The sequence below is a fragment of the Spirillospora sp. NPDC127506 genome (assembly GCF_040302145.1).
In the GTDB taxonomy this organism is placed as follows: Bacteria; Actinomycetota; Actinomycetes; order Streptosporangiales; family Streptosporangiaceae; genus Spirillospora.
Genome location: NZ_JBEORG010000034.1, coordinates 31493 through 49513 on the forward strand (window position 1 = coordinate 31493; position 18021 = coordinate 49513).

An 18021-nucleotide genomic window follows, 5' to 3' on the forward strand; every position below is an offset into this window, starting at 1 on the left:
TTGCGATCCACGGCCGTCCGGCGCCCGGACGTCCGCTACGGACAGTTGCGATCCTCGCACGCCGACCACGGGCGGGCGACCTCAAAGATTCGTTGCGTCCCCCGGGGAGTGCGGCTCCTGCGTCGGCACCGCACTGAAACGACCCGGAGGCATGCGCGATTCACAGAGTCTAGCCGATCGGCACCGCGCCCCAAGCCAGAGCCCCGCCTTCGCGGCCGGCTAGCTGTGCCCGCCGAAGAGGCTGGTGACCGAGCCGTCGCTGAAGACCTCGTTGATCGCACGGGCGACCAGCGGGGCGATCGACAGGACGGTCAGCTTGTCGAACTGCTTGTCCTCGGGGATCGGCAGCGTGTTCGTCAGCGCCACCTCGGAGATCCGCGAGTTCTTCAGCCGGTCCACCGCCGGACCCGACAGCACGCCGTGCGTCGCCGCGACCACGACCCGCGCCGCGCCCTGCTCGAACAGCGCGTCCGCCGCCTTCACGATCGTCCCGCCGGTGTCGATCATGTCGTCGACCACCACGCAGGTGCGGCCCTCCACCTCGCCGACGACGTCGAAGACCTTCACCTCGTTCGCCACGTCCGGGTCGCGCTTCTTGTGGATGATCGCCATCGGCACGCCGCCCAGCCGGTCCGACCACCGCTCGGTGACCCGCACCCGGCCCGCGTCCGGCGCGACCACCGTCACCTGCGAGGTGTCCAGCCGGCTCTCGAAGTGCCGGGCCAGCAGGTCCAGCGCGAACAGGTGGTCCACCGGGCCGTCGAAGAAGCCCTGTATCTGCGCGGTGTGCAGGTCGACGGTGATCAGCCGGTCGGCGCCCGCCGTCTTGAACAGGTCCGCCATCAGCCGCGCCGAGATCGGCTCGCGGCCCCGGTGCTTCTTGTCCTGCCGCGCGTACCCGAAGAACGGCGCCACCACGGTGATCCGCTTGGCGGACGCCCGCTTCAGCGCGTCCACCATGATCAGCTGCTCCATGATCCACTGATTGATCGGAGCCGTGTGGCTCTGGATCACGAAGGCGTCCGAGCCGCGGACGGACTCCAGGAAGCGCACGAACGTCTCACCGTTGGCGAAGTCGTACGCGGACGTCGGAGTCAGCTCGATGTGGAGGTTGTCGGCGACTTCCCTGGCCAGGTCCGGGTGGGCTCGGCCGGTGAAGAGCATCAGCTTCTTCTGACCGCTCGCTTTGATCCCACTCACCTCTGACAACTCCCCCTCAATGGAACTGTGCCTTACATGTGGGTTGTTGTCCCCACTCCCCGCGCACGCAAGAGTCCGGCACACGGGGTCGCTCTGTTGTCCTCGGAAGACGCCGCTGTCCTCCACGTCCCCGCCTCGGCGGCGGGGAGGTCCTCACCGGGCCGCGCTAGGGCGCGCCCTCATCCTTCGCGCGCCGGGCCGCCTCCGCCGCCGGGGTCCCCGGCCGCTTCCGCTCCACCCAGCCCTCGACGTTGCGCTGCCGCGCCCGCGCGACCGCCATCGCCCCCGGCGGGACGTCCTGGACGATCACCGACCCGGCCGCGGTGTAGGCGCCGTCGCCCACCGCCACCGGCGCGACGATCATGTTGTCGCTGCCGATCTTCACGTGCGACCCGATCACGCTGCGGTGCTTCCGCACGCCGTCGTAGTTCACGAACACCGAACTGGCGCCGATGTTCGAGCCCTCGCCGATCTCGGCGTCGCCCACGTAGGTCAGGTGCGGCACCTTCGTGCCCTCGCCGATGTCGGCGTTCTTCGTCTCGACGTACGTCCCGACCTTGGCCTTCCGCGCGAGCCGCGTGCCCGGCCGCAGGTAGGCGTAGGGCCCCACGGACGCCTCGGGCCCGATCTCCGCCTCCACGCACACGGCGTTGATCACGGTCGCGCCCGCGCCGACCCGCGTGTCGGTCAGCGTGCACCCGGGCCCGACCCGCGAGCCCTCGCCCAGGTGGGTCCTCCCGTGCAGCTGCGTCCCCGGGAGGACCTCCGCGTCGGGCTCCGCCGTCACATCGACGTCGATCCACGTGGACGCCGGATCGACGATCGTCACGCCGGCCCGCATGTGCGCTTCGAGAATGCGGTCGTTCAGCTGCCTGCGCGCCTGCGCGAGCTGGACCTTGTCGTTGACGCCCTGGGTCTCCACCCAGTCGGCGACGAGGTGGGCGCCGGCGCGGTGGCCGTCGCCGCGCACGATCGCCACCACGTCGGTGAGGTACTCCTCGCCGCCCGCGTTGTCGGTGGTCACCCGCTTCAGGGCGTCCGCCAGCAGGACGCCGTCGAAGGCGTACATGCCGACGTTGATCTCCTTGATCGCCCGCTGCGCCTCGGTGGCGTCCTTGTGCTCGACGATCGCCTCGACGCTGCCGTCCGCCGCGCGGACCATGCGCCCGTACCCGGTCGCGTCCGGCATCTCGGTGGTCAGGACGGTCGCGGCGTTGCCCTCGCTCTCGTGCACCCGCACCAGCTCCCGCAGCGTCTCGCCGCGCAGCAGCGGGTGGTCGCCGTTGGTGACCACGACGGTGCCGTCCAGCGCGCCGGTCTCCTCCAGCACCATCCGCACCGCGTGCCCGGTGCCGCCCTGGTGCTCCTGGACGACGGCCTCGGCGTCGGGGGCGTGCTCGGCGAGGTGCCCGACGACCTGCTCGCGCCGGTGCCCGACGACCACGACGAGCCTTTCCGGCTCCAGGTGCCGCGCGGCGGCCAGCACGTGCCCGAGCATGCTGCGCCCGCACAGCTCGTGCAGGACCTTCGACTTGCGGGACTTCATCCGGGTGCCCTCGCCCGCGGCGAGAACGATGACGGCGGCCGGTCGGCTCGCAGCGCTCACAAGGAGGCTCCTCGGCATCGCGGACGGGATCGGTCTCGGACGCGCCCGCCTGCGGGATCGAACCACGGCAGGCCGGAACGCACCCGACACGGGCAGGATACCGCCCACCTGCGACCTGTCACCCCGTCCCCCGCTCCCGGCCCGCACCTGGGGGGACGCTCCACACGGCTCCGGCGCAAGGATTCGAACCTTGTCTAAGGGCACCAAAAACCCTTGTGCTGCCGATTACACCACGCCGGATCAATGCGGACAGTTCGGACAGCAGCCCGAGCCGACCGGGCTCAACGATACCGACACGCGCACATCGAGACCCACTTGATTCCCGGTGACGCGAGAGCGGACTCCGGGCGGCGGAGCGCCGACTCCCCCGCCGGGGCATCCTGACCGAATTACCCGAATCGGTTTAGAACGTCCACCACAGAGCACCTCGAGCCACGGGTCTGCGAGCAAGCTCATGGCGCAGGCTCGGCCCGCCCTGGCTCGTCCCTGCCACGGAGTGTTTCCGCAGCGCTCCGGGGGCGGGGTGCGGGAGGGGTTTATGGCCTGAGAGGCAGTTTCCCCCCGATTTTACCGGTCGAACCTGTCCAACCTACGGTTCCGTAGGTTACGTTGGCGTAGGTAAGGACTGCCTCTAGTCACAGGAAGTGGTGACGCATGACAACTGCTCCAACCGTGGATCCTCCTCGCCGGCGGCCGCGGCCCGAGATCCAGCCCGTATCGCGGGGCAACGCGGAACGGGTGCTCATCGCGGTGTTCACCGGCGTGCCGTTCCTCGCGCTGTTCGCGGCGGTCCCGCTCGCCTGGGGCCGGTTCCTCGGCTGGACGGACGTCGTCCTGACGGCGGTGTTCTACCTGCTGTCCGCCGCGGGCATCACGGTCGGGTACCACCGGTACTTCACGCACGGGTCGTTCAAGGCCCGGCGGGGCCTGAAGATCTTCCTGGCGCTGGCGGGCAGCATGGCGATCGAGGGGCCGGTGATCACGTGGGTCGCCGACCACCGGCGGCACCACAAGCACTCCGACAAGGAGTTCGACCCGCACTCGCCCTGGCGGTTCGGCGACGACTGGAAGGCGCTGACGAAGGGGCTGCTGTGGGCGCACTACGGCTGGCTGTTCGACGCCAACCGGACGTCCAAGCAGCGGTTCGCCAAGGACCTGCTGAACGACCGCGACATCCGGCGCATCCACGGGGCGTTCCCGGGGCTGGTGGCGGTGTCGTTCCTGCTGCCGGCGGTGCTCGGCGGGCTGATCACGATGTCGTGGGCGGGCTTCCTGACCGCGCTGTTCTGGGCCGGGCTCGTCCGGATCACGCTGGTCCACCATGTGACGTGGTCGATCAACTCGATCTGCCACACCTTCGGCAAGGAGGAGTTCGAGGTCCGGGACAAGTCCCGCAACGTGTGGTGGCTGGCGATCCCGTCGCTGGGCGAATCGTGGCACAACCTGCACCATTCCGACCCGACGTGCGCGCGGCACGGGGTGCTGAAGGGGCAGGTCGACATCAGCGCGCGGATCATCCAGGGTTTCGAGAAGGCGGGCTGGGCGTACGACGTCCGGTGGCCGAACAGCGACAGGCTGGCGGCGAAACGCGCGAAGCAGCCGGTTTGACCGTCACAATTGATCCCGTGACAGAACCCGCTCCCAGACCGCGCAGAAAGCGGATGACCGGTAAGGAACGCCGCGAGCAGCTCCTCGACATCGGCCGTTCGCTGTTCGCCGAGCGCGGCCTGGACGGCACCTCGGTGGAGGAGATCGCGTCCGCGGCCGGCGTGTCGAAGCCCGTCGTGTACGAGCACTTCGGCGGCAAGGAGGGCCTCTACGCGGTCGTCGTCGACCGGGAGTTCGAGCGGCTGCTGAAGCTCGTCACGGACTCGCTGGCCTCGGCGATCCACTACCGCGGGAAGCTGGAGAAGGCCGCGCTGGCGCTGCTGGAGTACATCGAGGAGCATCCGGACGGGTTCCGGATCCTGGTCCGCGACTCGCACGGCGGGACGGGCACCGGCAGCTACGCGAGCCTGCTGAGCGAGATCGCGGGCGAGGTGGAGTACGTCCTCGCGCAGGAGTTCGACCGGCACGACTACGACGAGAAGTTCTCGCCGATGTACGCGCAGATGCTCGTCGGCATGGTCGCGATGACGGGCCAGTGGTGGCTGGACGTCCGCAAGCCGCGCCGGGAGGAGGTCGCCGCGCACGTGGTGAACCTCGCGTGGAACGGGCTGTCGGCGCTGGAGCCGAAGCCGTCGCTGGACCCGCGCCGCCGCCGCAAGGAGCGGGAGCGGCAGGAGCGGCGCGCGGAGAAGGCCGCGGCGAAGCTGGTGAAGGCCGAGGAGAAGGCGGCGGCGAAGGCGGAGAAGGAGCGGCGGCGGGCGCGCCGCGACCTGGACGGGGTCGCCGAAGCCTCGACCTGACGCGGACGCGGCGGCCGGTGGCCGCCCGGAGTTCATCCGGCCGGCCACCGGCCAGGGGTCGCCGGGCTCGGGTCGCGAGTCCGGGATCTGCGGACGCCGCCCTTCCGTCCGAGTCGGCACCGCAGGGGAACGAGTCGCTTCCCTCGTCGGGCGGGCGGCATCCCGTCTAGGTGGTGTTCCGGGTGGCGATCACGAAGATCCTCCTGAACGGGAACACGGTGCCGTACGGTGCGGCGGGGTACGCGCGGCGGAGCCGCTCGCGGTAGGCGGCGAGGAACTCGCCGGTCTCGTCCGGGTCGAGGGCGGTGAGGACGGGCCGCAGCGCGGTGCCCTTGACCCATTCGAGGACGGGGTCGTCACCCTGCAGCACCTGCGCGTAAGTGGTCTCCCAGGCGTCCACGGAGCATCCGTGGCGGGCGAGGAGGTCGAGGTACCCGGCGGGGTCGAGGACGGGCGCGTCCCGCTGGAGGCGGCCGAGCTCGGCGCGCCATCGGTCGGAGCGGGCGAGTTCGCGCAGCAGGGCATGGCTGGGCGCGCCGAAGTTGCCGGGGACCTGGAAGGCGAGGTGCCCGCCGGGCGCCAGGGCGCCGACCCATCGGGGCAGCAGGTCGAGGTGCTCGGGAACCCAGTGCAGGACGGCGTTGGACACGATGACGTCGACGGGCCCGTCGGGTTCCCAGGCGGCGACGTCCCCGACCCGGAAGCGGAGCCGCCCGGGGATCTCGTGCTCGCGTGCCGCGCCGATCATCTCGGGTGAGCTGTCGAGGGCGTCGATCACGGCGCCGGGCCAGCGGGCGGCGAGGGCGGCGGTCAGCTCGCCGCTGCCGCAGCCGAGGTCGGCGACGCGCGCCGGCTCGGCCCCGCCGAGGTGCGCGTCGAGGCGCGCGATGAGCTCGGCGAACGGCCTCGCGCGCTCACCGCCGAAGATCCCGTACTGCGCGGGATCCCACACGGCGCCATTTTCTCTCGACATCAAGACACAGCATGCCCGGCCCCATATCTTGATGTCAAGAGTCCTGCGGCCTACGTCCAGCGGCCGATGTACCGCGCGGCCCGGGGTTCCTAGGCTCGCCCTCATGACGGCGAACGGATGGGCACTGGTCCTCGGCCCCGGCGGCCCGGTCGGGACGGCGTGGCTGCTCGGCCTCGCGGCGGGGCTGCGCGAGGCGGGCGCGGACCCCGCGGGCGCGGACCTGATCGTGGGCACGTCGGCGGGCGCGATCGCCGGGGCCGCGATCAGGACGCGGCGGGATCTGGCGGAGCTGGCGGAGCTGCCGCCGAGGGGGCCGCGCCCGCCGGCCGACCTCTCGGCGATGACGCGGGCCTTCGAGCTGGGCGCCGACCCGGATCTGGCGCCGGACGAGGCCAGGCGCCGGATCGGCCGGCTCGCGCTGGAGGCGAGGGCGCTGCCGGAGGAGCGGCACCGGGCGGGCATGCGCTTCCTGGTCGGGACGGACGAGTGGCCGGCCGGGCGGCTGCTGGTCACCGCCGTCGACGTCGCGTCGGGGGAGCCGGTCGTGTGGGACGCGGCCGGCGGCGTCCCGCTGTCGGCGGCCGTGGCGGCGAGCAGCGCCGCGCCGGGCTTCGCCCGGCCGGTGACGATCGCCGGGCGCCCCTACATGGACGGGGCGTTCGCCGGCGGGTCGAACACGGCCCTCGCGGCGGGCGCCGGGACGATCGTGCTGGTCGAGCCGCTCGCGCGCATGTCGGACGGCGCGGGGGCCGACGTGCGGATCGTCCCGGACGAGCGGGCGCTGGAGGCGTTCGGCGACGACGTGGGCGACCTGGCGCGCTGGCCGCCGGCCTACCGGGAGGGGTACCGGCAGGCGCCGGAGGCTGCGAAGCTGATCAGCGCGGCGCTGCCGGGCTGATCCGGGGCGCGTGTCTTGATGTCGAGACAGATAGGCTTGCGGGATGCGCGATGAGGTCGACAGGCTGGTCGAGGCATGGCAGACCGAGCGTCCGGACCTGGACGTCCGGCCGCTGCAGGTTCTCAGCCGCGTGTCCCGGCTGGCCCGGCATCTGGATCGCGCGCGGCGCGCGGTGTTCGTGGCGCACGACCTGGAGTCGTGGGAGTTCGACGTCCTCACCGCGCTGCGCCGCGCGGGCGCGCCGTACCAGCTGAGCCCCGGGCGGCTGCTGCGGGCGACGCTGGTCACGTCCGGCACCATGACGAACCGCATAGACCGGCTGGCGGCCGCCGGCCTGGTCGAGCGGCATCCCGACCCGCTGGACAAGCGGGGCGTGCAGGTCCGCCTCACCGAGGCGGGGATGACCCGCGTCGACGCCGCGTTCGCCGACCTGCTCGAACGGGAGCAGGCGATCCTTGAGGGCCTCAGCCCCGAGCAGCGGGACGTGCTGGCCGGCCTCCTCCGCACCCTCCTGGTCCCGTTCGACCGGGACTAGGCGAGCGCGGCCTCCAGGGCGGCGGCCAGCCCGCACAGCCGCTCCTCGCCCCCGGCCGGGCCGACGAGCTGGACGGACGCCGGCAGGTGCGAGCCCGGCAGCGGGACGGGCAGCGCGAACGCGGGCAGCCCGGCGACGTTGACCTGTCCCGTCAGCGCGGTCAGCCGGAGGTCGGACTCGTCCGCCTCGCCGGGTTCGGGGGCGACGCAGGTCAGCACCGGCAGCGCGATCGCCGCGTACCGGGCGAGGATCGCGTCGAGCTCGGCGCGCAGCGACCTGCGCACGCCGAGCGCCCAGCCCGTCATCCCGGCCTCGGACACGTCCTTCATCTGCTGGATGCGCCGGTGGATGCGCCCGCTCAGCTTGCCGGGATCGGCGAGCAGGTGGCCGTTCTGCTCCCAGCCCTCGACGCTGACGATGACGCCGTTGGCGGTGGCGGCCTCCTCGTAGTGCGCGGACGTCACGTCGGCGACGGGCCCGAGGCGGCGCAGCGCGTCGTCCACGGCCGCGTCGATCGCGGGCTCGACGCCCGGCACGCGGAGCCGCGCGACCGGCAATGACCCGTCGTACGGAACGGGCGTGAAACCCGGCTCGATGAGGCCCATGCCGAGCACGACGGCGGCGACGTCGCGTCCCAGGGGCCCGACGACGTCCAGGGTCGGCGACAACGGGCGGACGCCCTCCAGCGGCACCCGCCCGGCGGTCGTCTTCAGCCCGGCGACGCCGCAGCACGCCGCGGGGATGCGGATCGACCCGGAGGTGTCGGTGCCGAGCGCCACGTCGGCCTCGCCGGTGGCGACGGCGACGGCGGAGCCGCTGGACGAGCCGCCCGGCACCCGGGACGGGTCGAGCGGGTTCACCGGCGTCCCGGACCACGGGTTGACGCCGTCGGCGGCCATGCACAGCTCGTTCAGGTTGGCCTTGCCGGCGATGCGGGCGCCCTGGGCGCGGGCGGAGGCGACGACGGGCGCGTCGGCGGCGGCGGGTCCGGCGCGCTCGGCGACGGCGCGGCAGCCCGCCGTGGTGGGCAGCCCGGCCACGTCGACCGCGTCCTTGACGGCGAGCCGCGGGCCGTCGCCGGGCGCGTCCGTCTTGATGATCCAAGTCGTCATTGAGGGATGATCCCCGGTCGGGGCCGGTTACTCCAGCGGCCGTCCTGCTAGCCGAGATCCTCGGCGAGCATCAGCCACTCCTCCTCGACGCGGGCGGCCTCGGCCTGGATCTCGCGCAGCCGGGCGTCCAGCTCCTGGAGCTTCTCGTAGTCGGTGGCGTGCGCGGCGAGCTGCTCGTGGAGGCCGGCCTCCTGCGCGGCGAGCTTCTCCAGGCGCCGTTCGAGCCGGTCGAGTTCCTTGCGCGCCTTCCAGTCCTGCCCGCCCTTGGGCTTCGCCGGCGCCGGCTTCTTCTCGGCGGCGGGCGCGGCGCCCGGCCCGGGCGCCGTCCCGGCGGCGCGCCGTTCGAGGTACTCGTCGACCCCGCCGGGCAGCAGCGACACGCGGCCGTCGCCGAGCAGCGCGACCACGTGGTCGGTGACGCGCTCCAGGAAGTAGCGGTCGTGGCTGACGACGACGAGCGTGCCCGGCCATCCGTCGAGGAGGTCCTCGACCTCGGTGAGCGTCTCGATGTCGAGGTCGTTCGTGGGCTCGTCCAGCAGGAGGACGTTGGGCTCGCCCATCAGCAGCCGGAGCAGCTGCAGGCGGCGGCGCTCCCCGCCGGACAGGTCGGCGATGGGCGTCCACTGCCGGTCGCCGGGGAAGCCGAGCCGTTCGAGGAGCTGGCTCGCCGTCCACTCGCGCTTGCCGACGGTGATGCGGCGGCGGATCTCCTCGACCGACTCCAGGACGCGCCGGGACGGGTCGAGTTCCTCCAGGTTCTGCGACAGGTGCGCGAGCTGGACGGTCCTGCCCTGCACCACCTCCCCCGACACGGGCCGGACGGTCCCGTCGAGCAGGCGCAGCAGGGTGCTCTTGCCGCTGCCGTTGACGCCGACGAGGCCGACCCGGTCGCCGGGCCCGAGCCGCCACGTCATGCGGCGGAACAGCTCACGGCCGCCGAGCTCGACGGTGACGTCCTCGACGTCGTAGACGGTCTTGCCGAGCCGCGCGGTCGCGAACCGGGTCAGCTCCACCGAGTCGCGCGGCGGCGGCTCGTCGGCGATGAGCGCCTGCGCCGCGTCGACCCGGAACTTCGGCTTGGACGTGCGGGCCTGCGGGCCGCGGCGCAGCCACGCCAGCTCCTTGCGGAGCAGGTTCTGCCGCTTGGCCTCGGTGGCGGCGGCGATCCGGGCGCGCTCGGCCTTGGCGAGGACGTAGGCGGAGTAGCCGCCCTCGTAGCGTTCGACGCGGCCGTCGACGACCTCCCACGTCCGGTCGGTGACCTCGTCGAGGAACCAGCGGTCGTGGGTGACGACGAGCAGCGCGACCCTGCGGTCCTTCAGGTGGCGGGCGAGCCAGTCGATCGCCTCGATGTCGAGGTGGTTGGTGGGCTCGTCCAGCATCAGCAGGTCGGACTCGGGGACGAGGAGCCGGGCCAGCGCGACGCGGCGGCGCTCGCCGCCGGACATGCCGGCGACCGGCGCGTCCAGGTCGAGGCCGGTGAGCAGCCCGGCGAGGATGTCGCGGACGCGGACGTCCCCCGCCCACTCGTGCTCGGCGCGGTCCCCCAGGACGACGGACCGGACCGTCGCGCCCTCCGGGAACGCGTCCCGCTGCGTCAGGTAGCCGAGCCGCAGCCCCCGCGCGTGGGTGACGCGCCCGGCGTCGGGTTCGGTCTCGCGGGCGAGGACGGAGACGAGGGTGCTCTTGCCGCCCCCGTTGCGGCCGACGACGCCGACGCGGTCGCCCTCGTCGAGACCGAGGGACACCGAGTCGAGCAGCGGCTGGGGCCCGTAGGACTTGGCGACGTTCTCAAGGTTGATCAGATTCACGGCACCGTCAACCCTATTGCCCCCGCCGGGCCGCTCGAACGCCCGTGCCGCGCGCTCAGCCCTGCGGCGCGTCCGGCGGACCCTGCGGCGGCGCGGGGGGCGGCTGCGCGGGCGGATGTCCCGGCTGGCCGTACCCCTGCCCGCCGTGCCCATAGGGCTGCTGGTCCTGGCCGTACGCCTGCTGCCCGTAGGCGGGCGGGGCGGAGGCACGGCTCCTGCTGACGGCTGCGACCAAGACGATCACGACCCCGGCCAGCACGAGAAGGACCAGGCCCACCAGCACCAGCAAGAACAGCAGGCTCATCCCCGCGCTCCCTTCATGGCCGGCCTCGCATGGCCGGCCTCGCATGTCGCCGTGGTTCAGCGGACGGCCGGGGGTGCGGAGCAGTCCCCGGCACGGCCTCGCACAGTAGCGGCCCGCGCGGTGGCGCCAGGGGCGTTGTGGCGTATGTCACGGTCGCGGCGCACGGCCAGGACGACGAGCGTCGCCATCATGACGAGCGCGACCAGACCGAGCAGGCCGGACAGGATCGTCATCGCTCCACCTCGCCGGGGGGATCGGTGCGGCAGGAAATGGCTGTCACGGAGAGTGGGACGCCCGTCGCGCACAGGAGGTTCACAGCGCGGGCTCCCCGGGGCTCAGGCCCCGGCCGCAGCCCCCGGCTCAGATCAGGGTGGCCCCGGGGACCGGGCCGAACGCCCGGACGATCTGCTCGGCGACGCCCGCCCCGTCCAGGGCGTCCGCGAGGTCGGCGGCGTCCTCGGCGGTCTCGGCGAGGAACGCGCAGGTGGGGCCGGAGCCGGAGACGAGCGCGCCGACCGCGCCGAGGTCGCGCCCCGCGTCCAGGGTGCGGCGCAGCGACGGGCGCAGCGACAGCGCCGCGGGCTGCAGGTCGTTGTACAGCGCGGCGCCGAGCCCCTTCGCGTCGCCGGTGGCGAGCGCGGTCATCAGCCCCTCGGACACCTCGGGCCGCGGGGCCGCCCGACCCGCCTCCGCGCGGAGCCGGTCGCACTCGCCGTACACGGCGGGCGTGGACAGGCCGCCGTCGGCGGTGGCGAACACCCAGTGGAAGGTTCCGCGGGTGAGGGCGGGGGTGAGCCGCTCGCCGCGGCCGACGCCGACCGCGGTGCCGCCGAGGACGGCGAACGGGACGTCGCTGCCGAGGTCCGCGCCGATCTCCATCAGGTCGTCGCGGGACAGCGCGGGCTGCTCCCGGTCGTCCCAGAGCCGCGCGCAGGCGACGAGCGCGGCGGCGGCGTCGGCGCTGCCGCCCGCCATGCCGCCCGCGACGGGGATCGCCTTGCGGATCCGCAGCGCGACCCGCGGCTCGACGCCGAGCCGGCCGGCGACCAGCCGGGCCGCCCGCACCGCGAGGTTGCCGTCGCCGGCCGGGACGCCGCCGACGTCGACCCGCGAGTGCGGCGCGGCCTGCACGCGCACCTCCAGCCGCGGGGCCGGCTCGGCCGTCACCTCGTCGAACAGCGACACGGCGTGGAAGACGTTGACCAGGTCGTGGTAGCCGTCGTCGCGGACCGGCCCCACGCCGAGCTGCAGGTTGACCTTGGCGGGGACGCGTACCCTCACTGCGCTCACGTCGGAAACCCTATTGGCAAATGGCCCTGCCGGGGGCAGGTGGGGCGTCCCCGCCGGGTGGACATATCACCCGCCGCTGGTCACCGGGAGGTTGCGCGGGTTGAAGTACGGGGTCGTCGCCAGCTCGCGGAGCGCCGACATCGCGTGCTTGTCCCCGTTCACCGAGTAGGCGCGGCGCTTGTCGCGGGCGTTCTCGGCCTGCTCGTCGGAGTTGAAGTAGACGACGGCCTTGACCTGCGGGTCCTGCAGGGTCTTGGCGGCCTCGCGGAGCCATTCGGCGCGGCGCGGGCCGTAGGACTTCGGCACCCCGAACTCGGCGATCATGATGGGCTTCTTGTGCTTGCGGGCCCACTGCATGAACAGCTTCACGGCCTCGGACAGGTCGCGGTAGTCGTAGTCGGCGCCGGGCTCGGCGTCGGCGCAGATCCAGTCGACCTGGTCGTCGCCCGGGTAGAAGGAGCCGGCGTCGGCGCCGCCGAACCCGCGGGCGGTGGGGCACCACACCCACGCGACGTTGTCGACCTTCTCCCGCTTGAACACCTCCCGCAGGTGCTTCCACGCGGCGACGAAGTCCTGCGGGGAGTGGACGCGCTTCCCGGCGGACGCCCGGTCCATGTCCCGCGACCAGCGCAGGAACACGGGCTTGCCGAGGGCCTTCACGGCGCGGGCGCGCTTGGCGATGAGATCGTCGTACTCGCCCTGGACGATCTTCCGGGTGTCGGCGCCGCCCCAGGTCAGCAGGAGGTACCGGTTGCCGTCCGCGACGGACTTCTCCAGGTCGCCGGGGAAGTCGCCCTTCCAGCTCCGGTAGCTCTGCACGATGTCGAGCCGGCGGCCGAGGCGGCTCTCGAAGCCCACGACGGGGGCCATGCCCGGCTTGCCCGCGTCCCTGCCGGACGGCGACGCCGACGCCGGCCCGGAGGACGCCCCGGGCGCGGACGGGCGCGCGGACGGGCTCCCGGACGCCGGCGGCCGCCCGGTGCCCTCGGGCGGCACCCAGGCCCCGAAGTAGGCGCCCTCCTTCGGCGGGACCGGCGCGACCCCGGCCCGCGCCGTCGTGGTGATCTTCGGTGCCGCGCCCGCGCCGTCCCGGCACCCGGCCGCCACCGTCGCGATCATGCCCGCGGCCGCGAGCAGCGCGGTCCCCGCGAGGGACGCCCGCCTCCCCAGGAGGGGCATCCTGGTCCGCGCCGTCCGCGAACGCGCCTTCACATCGACCTCCGGCTCGTGCTGGTGTTGTGCCGCCCGCTCCGCGCGGGGCCCGCCCCGGGGGAAACGTCCGCCTAGGGGTTCGGGGAGCGATCTCCCCGGCGTGAAGGACCATACTCGGCAATCCGGGCGAAGGCGGCCACGTCCAGCGCTTCGCCCCTGGCCCGCGGATCGACGCCCGCGGCGCGCAGCGCCTCCTCCGCGGCGGCCGCGGAGCCCGCCCAGCCCGCGAGGGCGGCGCGCAGCGTCTTGCGGCGCTGCGCGAACGCGGCGTCGACCACCGCGAACACCTCCTCCCGGGACGCCGCGGTCGGCGGCGGCTCGCGGCGGGTGAACGCGACGAGCCCGGAGTCGACGTTCGGCGCGGGCCAGAACACGGCGCGGCCGACGGCCCCGGCGCGGCGCGCCTCCCCGTACCAGGCGAGCTTCACCGACGGCACCCCGTAGATCTTGGAGCCGGGCGCGGCGGTCATCCGGTCGGCGACCTCGGCCTGCACCATGACCAGCGCGGTCCGCAGCGACGGCAGCGCGGCCAGCAGGTGCAGGACGACGGGCACGGCGACGTTGTAGGGGAGGTTCGCGACGAGCGCGGTGGGGGCCGGCCCCGGCACGTCCGCGAGCTTCATCGCGTCGGCGCGCACCACCTCCAGCCGCTCCGCGAGACCGGGGGCGCGGGCCGCGACGGTGGCGGGCAGCTCCGCGGCGAGCGCCGGGTCGATCTCGACCGCGACGACGCGCCGCACCTCCGGCAGCAGCGCGAGGGTGAGCGACCCCAGCCCGGGCCCCACCTCGATGACGACGTCGTCGGGCGACGGCCCGGCGGCCCGGACGATCCGCCGGACGGTGTTGGCGTCGATGACGAAGTTCTGCCCGAGCGTCTTCGTCGGCCTGATGCCGAGCCGCGCCGCCAGTTCCCGGACGTCCGCCGGGCCGAGCAGCCCCCGTGTCTCCCCCATCCGGTGATTGTCCCAGCTCGGCCGGGGCTCAGGAGAACAGGTACTTGCCGCAGTTGGGCCACTGGCCCTGCCAGCGGCCGTTGACCTTGTTGTAGAGGAGCTGCGCGCGGTAGGTCTGCTCGTCGGCGCTGGCGTCGGACGGCTTGCCCTTGCCGCCGACCGACGCCCAGCTGGCCAGGGAGAACTGGTAGAGGCCGTAGTAGCCGGCCGGGTTCACGGCCTTCGGGTTGCCGCCGGACTCGCACTTGGCGAGCCCCGCCCAGTTCAGTTTCGCCGCCGCGCCGGTGCCCGCGGACTTCGGGCCGACCGCGAGGATCCGCGCGACCGGCTTGCGCTTCACCTTCTGCGCGATGATCTTGGGGACCTTCCTGCCCTTGCGCCGCACGTACGCCCACTTCACGATCTTGATGCCGTCCCGGCCCTCCCGCAGCACCTTCTCGCTCCACGGCGGCACCGACGAGCTGTTCTTCCGGATCGTCTTCGCGGGCGTCTTGACGACCTTCAGCTTCGGCGCGGACAGCAGCCGCATGATCTTGATGACGTCCCCGGGCGGCTGGTCGACGGCCGGCTTGACCAGGTCGTACGGGCCGAGGGCGATCTTCGCCTGTTCGAGGACCTGCTGCACGGTGCCGCCCGTCGTCATCGTCTCGGCCTTCTTGCCGTCGACGACGATCAGGATCTTGCGCGGCTGGGGCGTGCCCGCGTCCGGCGCGTCCGCGGCGGGCGCGGTGCCCTTCGGCCCGGCCGAGCCGTCCCCGCCGCACGCCGTGGCCAGCATCGCCGCCGCCAGCACGACGGACACGGCCGGGAGCATGGGTGCGCGACGGACTGCGTTCGGAAGCACGGGGGTTTCCTCCAGGGGGGCCGGGCTCGGGGGCGCCCGCTCGATGGGCCAGAGATTAGAGGCACCGGGCGTCGTCCGCCACCTCATCGCCCTCAGAAGCCCCATGCGGGTGATGCGTCCCGGCTCCGACGCACCGTCACGGCAGGCGGATCCGTCCCCACCGGAATCGTGATCGGCCGCGGCCGAGCGCCCCTGGGCCGCGGCTCACCAGGGGCCGAAGACGCGCTCCCCGTTCGCGGCGATCGCCGTGCACAGCTCCGCCACGTCCACGCCCTTGACCTCGGCCATCGCGCGGACCGTGTGCGGGATCAGGTAGGACGCGTTCGGCTTGCCCCGGTGCGGGACGGGGGTGAGGAACGGCGCGTCGGTCTCCACGAGCAGCAGGTCCAGCGGCGCGGCCCGCAGCGCCTCGCGCAGCGGCTCCGCGTTCTTGAACGTGATGTTCCCCGCGAAGCTCATCACATAGCCGTGCTCGGCGCAGATCTCGGCCATCCGGGCGTCGCCGGAGAAGCAGTGGAAGACCACCCTCTCCGGCGCGCCCTCCTCCGCCAGGATCGCGAGGACGTCGTCGTGGGCCTCGCGGTCGTGGATGACCAGCGCCCTGCCCGTGCGCTTGGCGATCTCGATGTGCGCGCGGAACGACCGGTGCTGGTCGTCCTTGGGCGCCCAGTCGCGGTAGTAGTCCAGCCCGGTCTCGCCGATCGCGCGGACCTTCGGGTGCGCGGCCAGCCGCGCGACGTCCTCCAGGACGGCCCCGGAGACGCCCGTGGTCTCGTTCGGGTGGATCGCGACCGCCGCGTACACGTCGTCGAACTCGGCGGCGGCCTCCACCGCGAACCGGGAGGACGGCAGGTCGCAGCCGATCGTGACGATCCGCGCGATCCCCGCCGCCTTCGCCGCCTTCAGCTGCTCGTCGACCGGCGTCTCGACGATGTCGAGGTGGCAGTGGCTGTCGAAGACGTCGACGGGCAGGCGCTCGGGCAGCGGCGGATAGGAACGCGAGGCCTGCCCGTCCCCCTCTCGGGTCACGTGTTCTCCAGCCTGGCGAGCTCCTCGTCCACGACGGACGCGTCGAGCTTCTTGAACAGCGGGGTCGGCTTCGACAGCGGCACGCCCGGCTTGATCGGCCTGGACTCCCAGCGCGCCTCGGTCGCGTAGTCGCCGGTGAGGACGCGGTAGTCGGGGCCGCCCTCCTCCGACACCGTCTCCAGCCGCGGCATGCCGCTCCACACGCCCTCGCCGCCGAGCATCTCGTAGACCTTCTGCGACGAGTTCGGCAGGAACGGGGTCAGCAGCGTCTTGGCGTCGTCCACCACCTGGAGGGCGGTGTGCAGGATCGACTTGACGCGCTCGGGGTCGTCCTTGAGCTTCCAGGGCGCCTGGTCGGACAGGTACCGGTTGGCGTCGCGGACGACGTCCAGCGCCTCGGTGATCGAGTTCTTGAACCGGGACCGGCCCAGCTCGGCGCCCACGGCGGCGAACGCGTTGCGGCTGCGCTCCATCAGCGCCCGGTCGGCGTCGGTGAGGTCGCCGGCCTCCGGGATCGCGCCGAAGTTCTTCGCCGCCATGTTCACCGACCGGTTGACGAGGTTGCCCCACGCCGCGACCAGCTCGTCGTTGTTGCGGCGGACGAACTCGGCCCAGGTGAAGTCGGTGTCCTGGTTCTCGGGCCCGGCGACCGCGACGTAGTAGCGCAGCGCGTCGACGTCGTACCGCTCCAGGAAGTCCTTCACGTAGATGACGACGTTGCGCGACGAGGAGAACTTCTTGCCCTCCATCGTCAGGAACTCCGACGAGACCACCTCGGTCGGGACGTTCAGCGGGCCCAGCGAGCCCGGCGTGCCGCCCTTGTCGCCCCGGCCGCTGTAGCCGAACAGGATCGCCGGCCAGATCTCGGTGTGGAAGACGATGTTGTCCTTGCCCATGAAGTAGTAGGACAGGGCGTCCGGGTCCTGCCACCAGGCGCGCCACGCCTCCGGGTCGCCGGCCCGCTTCGCCCACTCCACCGACGCGGAGAAGTAGCCGATGACCGCGTCGAACCACACGTACAGCTTCTTGGCCGGGTTGTCGCGCCACCCGTCCAGCGGGATCGGCACGCCCCAGTCGAGGTCGCGGCTGATCGCGCGCGGCTGCAGGTCGTCCAGCAGGTTCAGCGAGAACTTCACCACGTTCGGGCGCCACTGGCCCTGCTTGCTGCGCAGGTACTCGCCGAGGACGTCGGTGAACGCGGGCAGGTCGAGCATGAAGTGCTCGGTCTCCACGAACTTCGGCTTCTCGCCGTTGATCCGCGACACCGGGTTGATCAGGTCGATCGGGTCGAGCTGGTTGCCGCAGTTGTCGCACTGGTCGCCGCGCGCCCCGTCGTACCCGCAGATCGGGCAGGTGCCCTCGATGTAGCGGTCCGGCAGGGTGCGGCCCGTGGACGGCGAGATCGCGCCCATCGTCGTGGTCGGGAAGATGTACCCGTTGTCGTACAGGCCCTTGAAGATCTCCTGGACGACCGCGTAGTGGTTCAGCGTAGTCGTCCGGGTGAACAGGTCGTAGGTCATGCCGAGGCCGTGCAGGTCCTCGGCGATCACGGAGCTGTACCGGTCGGCCAGCTCGCGGGCGCTCACGCCCTCCTTGTCGGCCTGCACCTGGATCGGCGTGCCGTGCTCGTCGGTGCCGCTGACCATCAGGACCTTGTTGCCCGACATCCGCTGGTAGCGGCTGAACATGTCGGCGGGCAGCGCGAAACCGGAGACGTGCCCGATGTGACGGGGCCCGTTGGCGTACGGCCAGGCGGGCGCGGTCAAGATGTGACGGCTTGACGAGGACATGCAATCAAGGGTAGTCGCGTCACGGCGGCCCCGGCACGCGAGTAACGTGGTCCGGG

At 72.8% G+C, this 18021-nt stretch carries 17 protein-coding genes and 1 tRNA gene; 4 read left to right on the forward strand and 14 right to left on the reverse strand.

The annotated features are described in order from the left end of the window. Nucleotides 1-219 precede the first annotated feature (219 nt). From ABTW95_RS27115 to ABTW95_RS27125, 3 genes are all read right to left on the reverse strand, one after another. The gene (locus ABTW95_RS27115) at nt 220-1200 is read right to left on the reverse strand and encodes a ribose-phosphate diphosphokinase (protein WP_396449657.1); all 981 of its coding nucleotides are present in this window, start codon (nt 1198-1200) and stop codon (nt 220-222) included. Nucleotides 1201-1366: 166 nt separating this feature from the next. Further along, complete coding sequence (glmU, locus tag ABTW95_RS27120; RefSeq protein ID WP_500227761.1) at nt 1367-2806, reverse strand: bifunctional UDP-N-acetylglucosamine diphosphorylase/glucosamine-1-phosphate N-acetyltransferase GlmU; 1440 nt, start codon at nt 2804-2806, stop codon at nt 1367-1369. A gap of 168 nt (nt 2807-2974) precedes the next feature. Beyond that, a tRNA-Gln gene (locus ABTW95_RS27125) sits at nt 2975-3046 on the reverse strand. 414 nt (nt 3047-3460) lie between these two features. Here ABTW95_RS27125 and ABTW95_RS27130 point away from each other — a divergent pair. Then, nucleotides 3461-4414, forward strand: a complete 954-nt coding sequence (locus tag ABTW95_RS27130) for an acyl-CoA desaturase (protein WP_396449659.1) — start codon at nt 3461-3463, stop codon at nt 4412-4414. A 53-nt stretch (nt 4415-4467) separates the two neighbouring features. Continuing rightward, a complete protein-coding gene (locus ABTW95_RS27135) occupies nt 4468-5214 on the forward strand; it encodes a TetR/AcrR family transcriptional regulator (RefSeq protein ID WP_396449660.1) in 747 nt (248 codons plus the stop codon). Nucleotides 5215-5380: 166 nt separating this feature from the next. On the opposite strand, the gene ABTW95_RS27140 is transcribed toward ABTW95_RS27135, so the two are convergent. After that, nucleotides 5381-6166, reverse strand: coding sequence for a trans-aconitate 2-methyltransferase (locus ABTW95_RS27140; RefSeq protein ID WP_396449661.1), 786 nt, complete (start codon nt 6164-6166; stop codon nt 5381-5383). Nucleotides 6167-6290: 124 nt separating this feature from the next. Here ABTW95_RS27140 and ABTW95_RS27145 point away from each other — a divergent pair, with 124 nt between their 5' ends. After that, entirely contained in the window at nt 6291-7085 is a 795-nt protein-coding gene (locus ABTW95_RS27145) for a patatin-like phospholipase family protein (RefSeq protein WP_500227762.1), read from the forward strand. Nucleotides 7086-7128: 43 nt separating this feature from the next. Continuing rightward, a complete protein-coding gene (locus ABTW95_RS27150) occupies nt 7129-7620 on the forward strand; it encodes a MarR family winged helix-turn-helix transcriptional regulator (protein WP_396449663.1) in 492 nt (163 codons plus the stop codon). On the opposite strand, the gene ABTW95_RS27155 is transcribed toward ABTW95_RS27150, so the two are convergent. From ABTW95_RS27155 to metG, 10 genes are all read right to left on the reverse strand, one after another. Beyond that, complete coding sequence (locus ABTW95_RS27155) at nt 7617-8732, reverse strand: amidase (protein WP_396449664.1); 1116 nt, start codon at nt 8730-8732, stop codon at nt 7617-7619. The two genes, ABTW95_RS27150 and ABTW95_RS27155, sit on opposite strands and share 4 nt — an antisense overlap. Before the next feature lie 47 nt (nt 8733-8779). Further along, nucleotides 8780-10543, reverse strand: a complete 1764-nt coding sequence (locus ABTW95_RS27160) for an ABC-F family ATP-binding cassette domain-containing protein (protein WP_396449665.1) — start codon at nt 10541-10543, stop codon at nt 8780-8782. A gap of 55 nt (nt 10544-10598) precedes the next feature. Next, nucleotides 10599-10847: a hypothetical protein gene (locus tag ABTW95_RS27165; RefSeq protein ID WP_396449666.1), complete on the reverse strand. Its 249-nt coding sequence runs from the start codon at nt 10845-10847 to the stop codon at nt 10599-10601. Nucleotides 10848-10903: 56 nt separating this feature from the next. Next, nucleotides 10904-11080 (reverse strand): hypothetical protein, encoded by a 177-nt coding sequence (locus tag ABTW95_RS27170; RefSeq protein ID WP_500227763.1) that lies wholly within the window; start codon nt 11078-11080, stop codon nt 10904-10906. Nucleotides 11081-11207: 127 nt separating this feature from the next. Next, nucleotides 11208-12128, reverse strand: coding sequence for a 4-(cytidine 5'-diphospho)-2-C-methyl-D-erythritol kinase (locus ABTW95_RS27175; protein ID WP_396449675.1), 921 nt, complete (start codon nt 12126-12128; stop codon nt 11208-11210). 75 nt (nt 12129-12203) lie between these two features. After that, nucleotides 12204-13316 carry a glycoside hydrolase family 26 protein gene (locus tag ABTW95_RS27180; RefSeq protein ID WP_396449668.1) on the reverse strand — a complete coding sequence of 371 codons (1113 nt, stop codon included), beginning with the start codon at nt 13314-13316 and terminating at the stop codon, nt 12204-12206. A gap of 104 nt (nt 13317-13420) precedes the next feature. Further along, the gene (rsmA, locus tag ABTW95_RS27185) at nt 13421-14302 is read right to left on the reverse strand and encodes a 16S rRNA (adenine(1518)-N(6)/adenine(1519)-N(6))-dimethyltransferase RsmA (RefSeq protein ID WP_500227764.1); all 882 of its coding nucleotides are present in this window, start codon (nt 14300-14302) and stop codon (nt 13421-13423) included. A 28-nt stretch (nt 14303-14330) separates the two neighbouring features. Beyond that, nucleotides 14331-15104 carry a resuscitation-promoting factor gene (locus ABTW95_RS27190; protein WP_396449670.1) on the reverse strand — a complete coding sequence of 258 codons (774 nt, stop codon included), beginning with the start codon at nt 15102-15104 and terminating at the stop codon, nt 14331-14333. 246 nt (nt 15105-15350) lie between these two features. Next, complete coding sequence (locus tag ABTW95_RS27195) at nt 15351-16175, reverse strand: TatD family hydrolase (protein WP_396449671.1); 825 nt, start codon at nt 16173-16175, stop codon at nt 15351-15353. After that, a complete protein-coding gene (metG, locus tag ABTW95_RS27200; RefSeq protein ID WP_396449672.1) occupies nt 16172-17965 on the reverse strand; it encodes a methionine--tRNA ligase in 1794 nt (597 codons plus the stop codon). The genes ABTW95_RS27195 and metG overlap by 4 nt, the downstream gene beginning before the upstream one ends. Between the last annotated feature and the right edge of the window lie 56 nt (nt 17966-18021).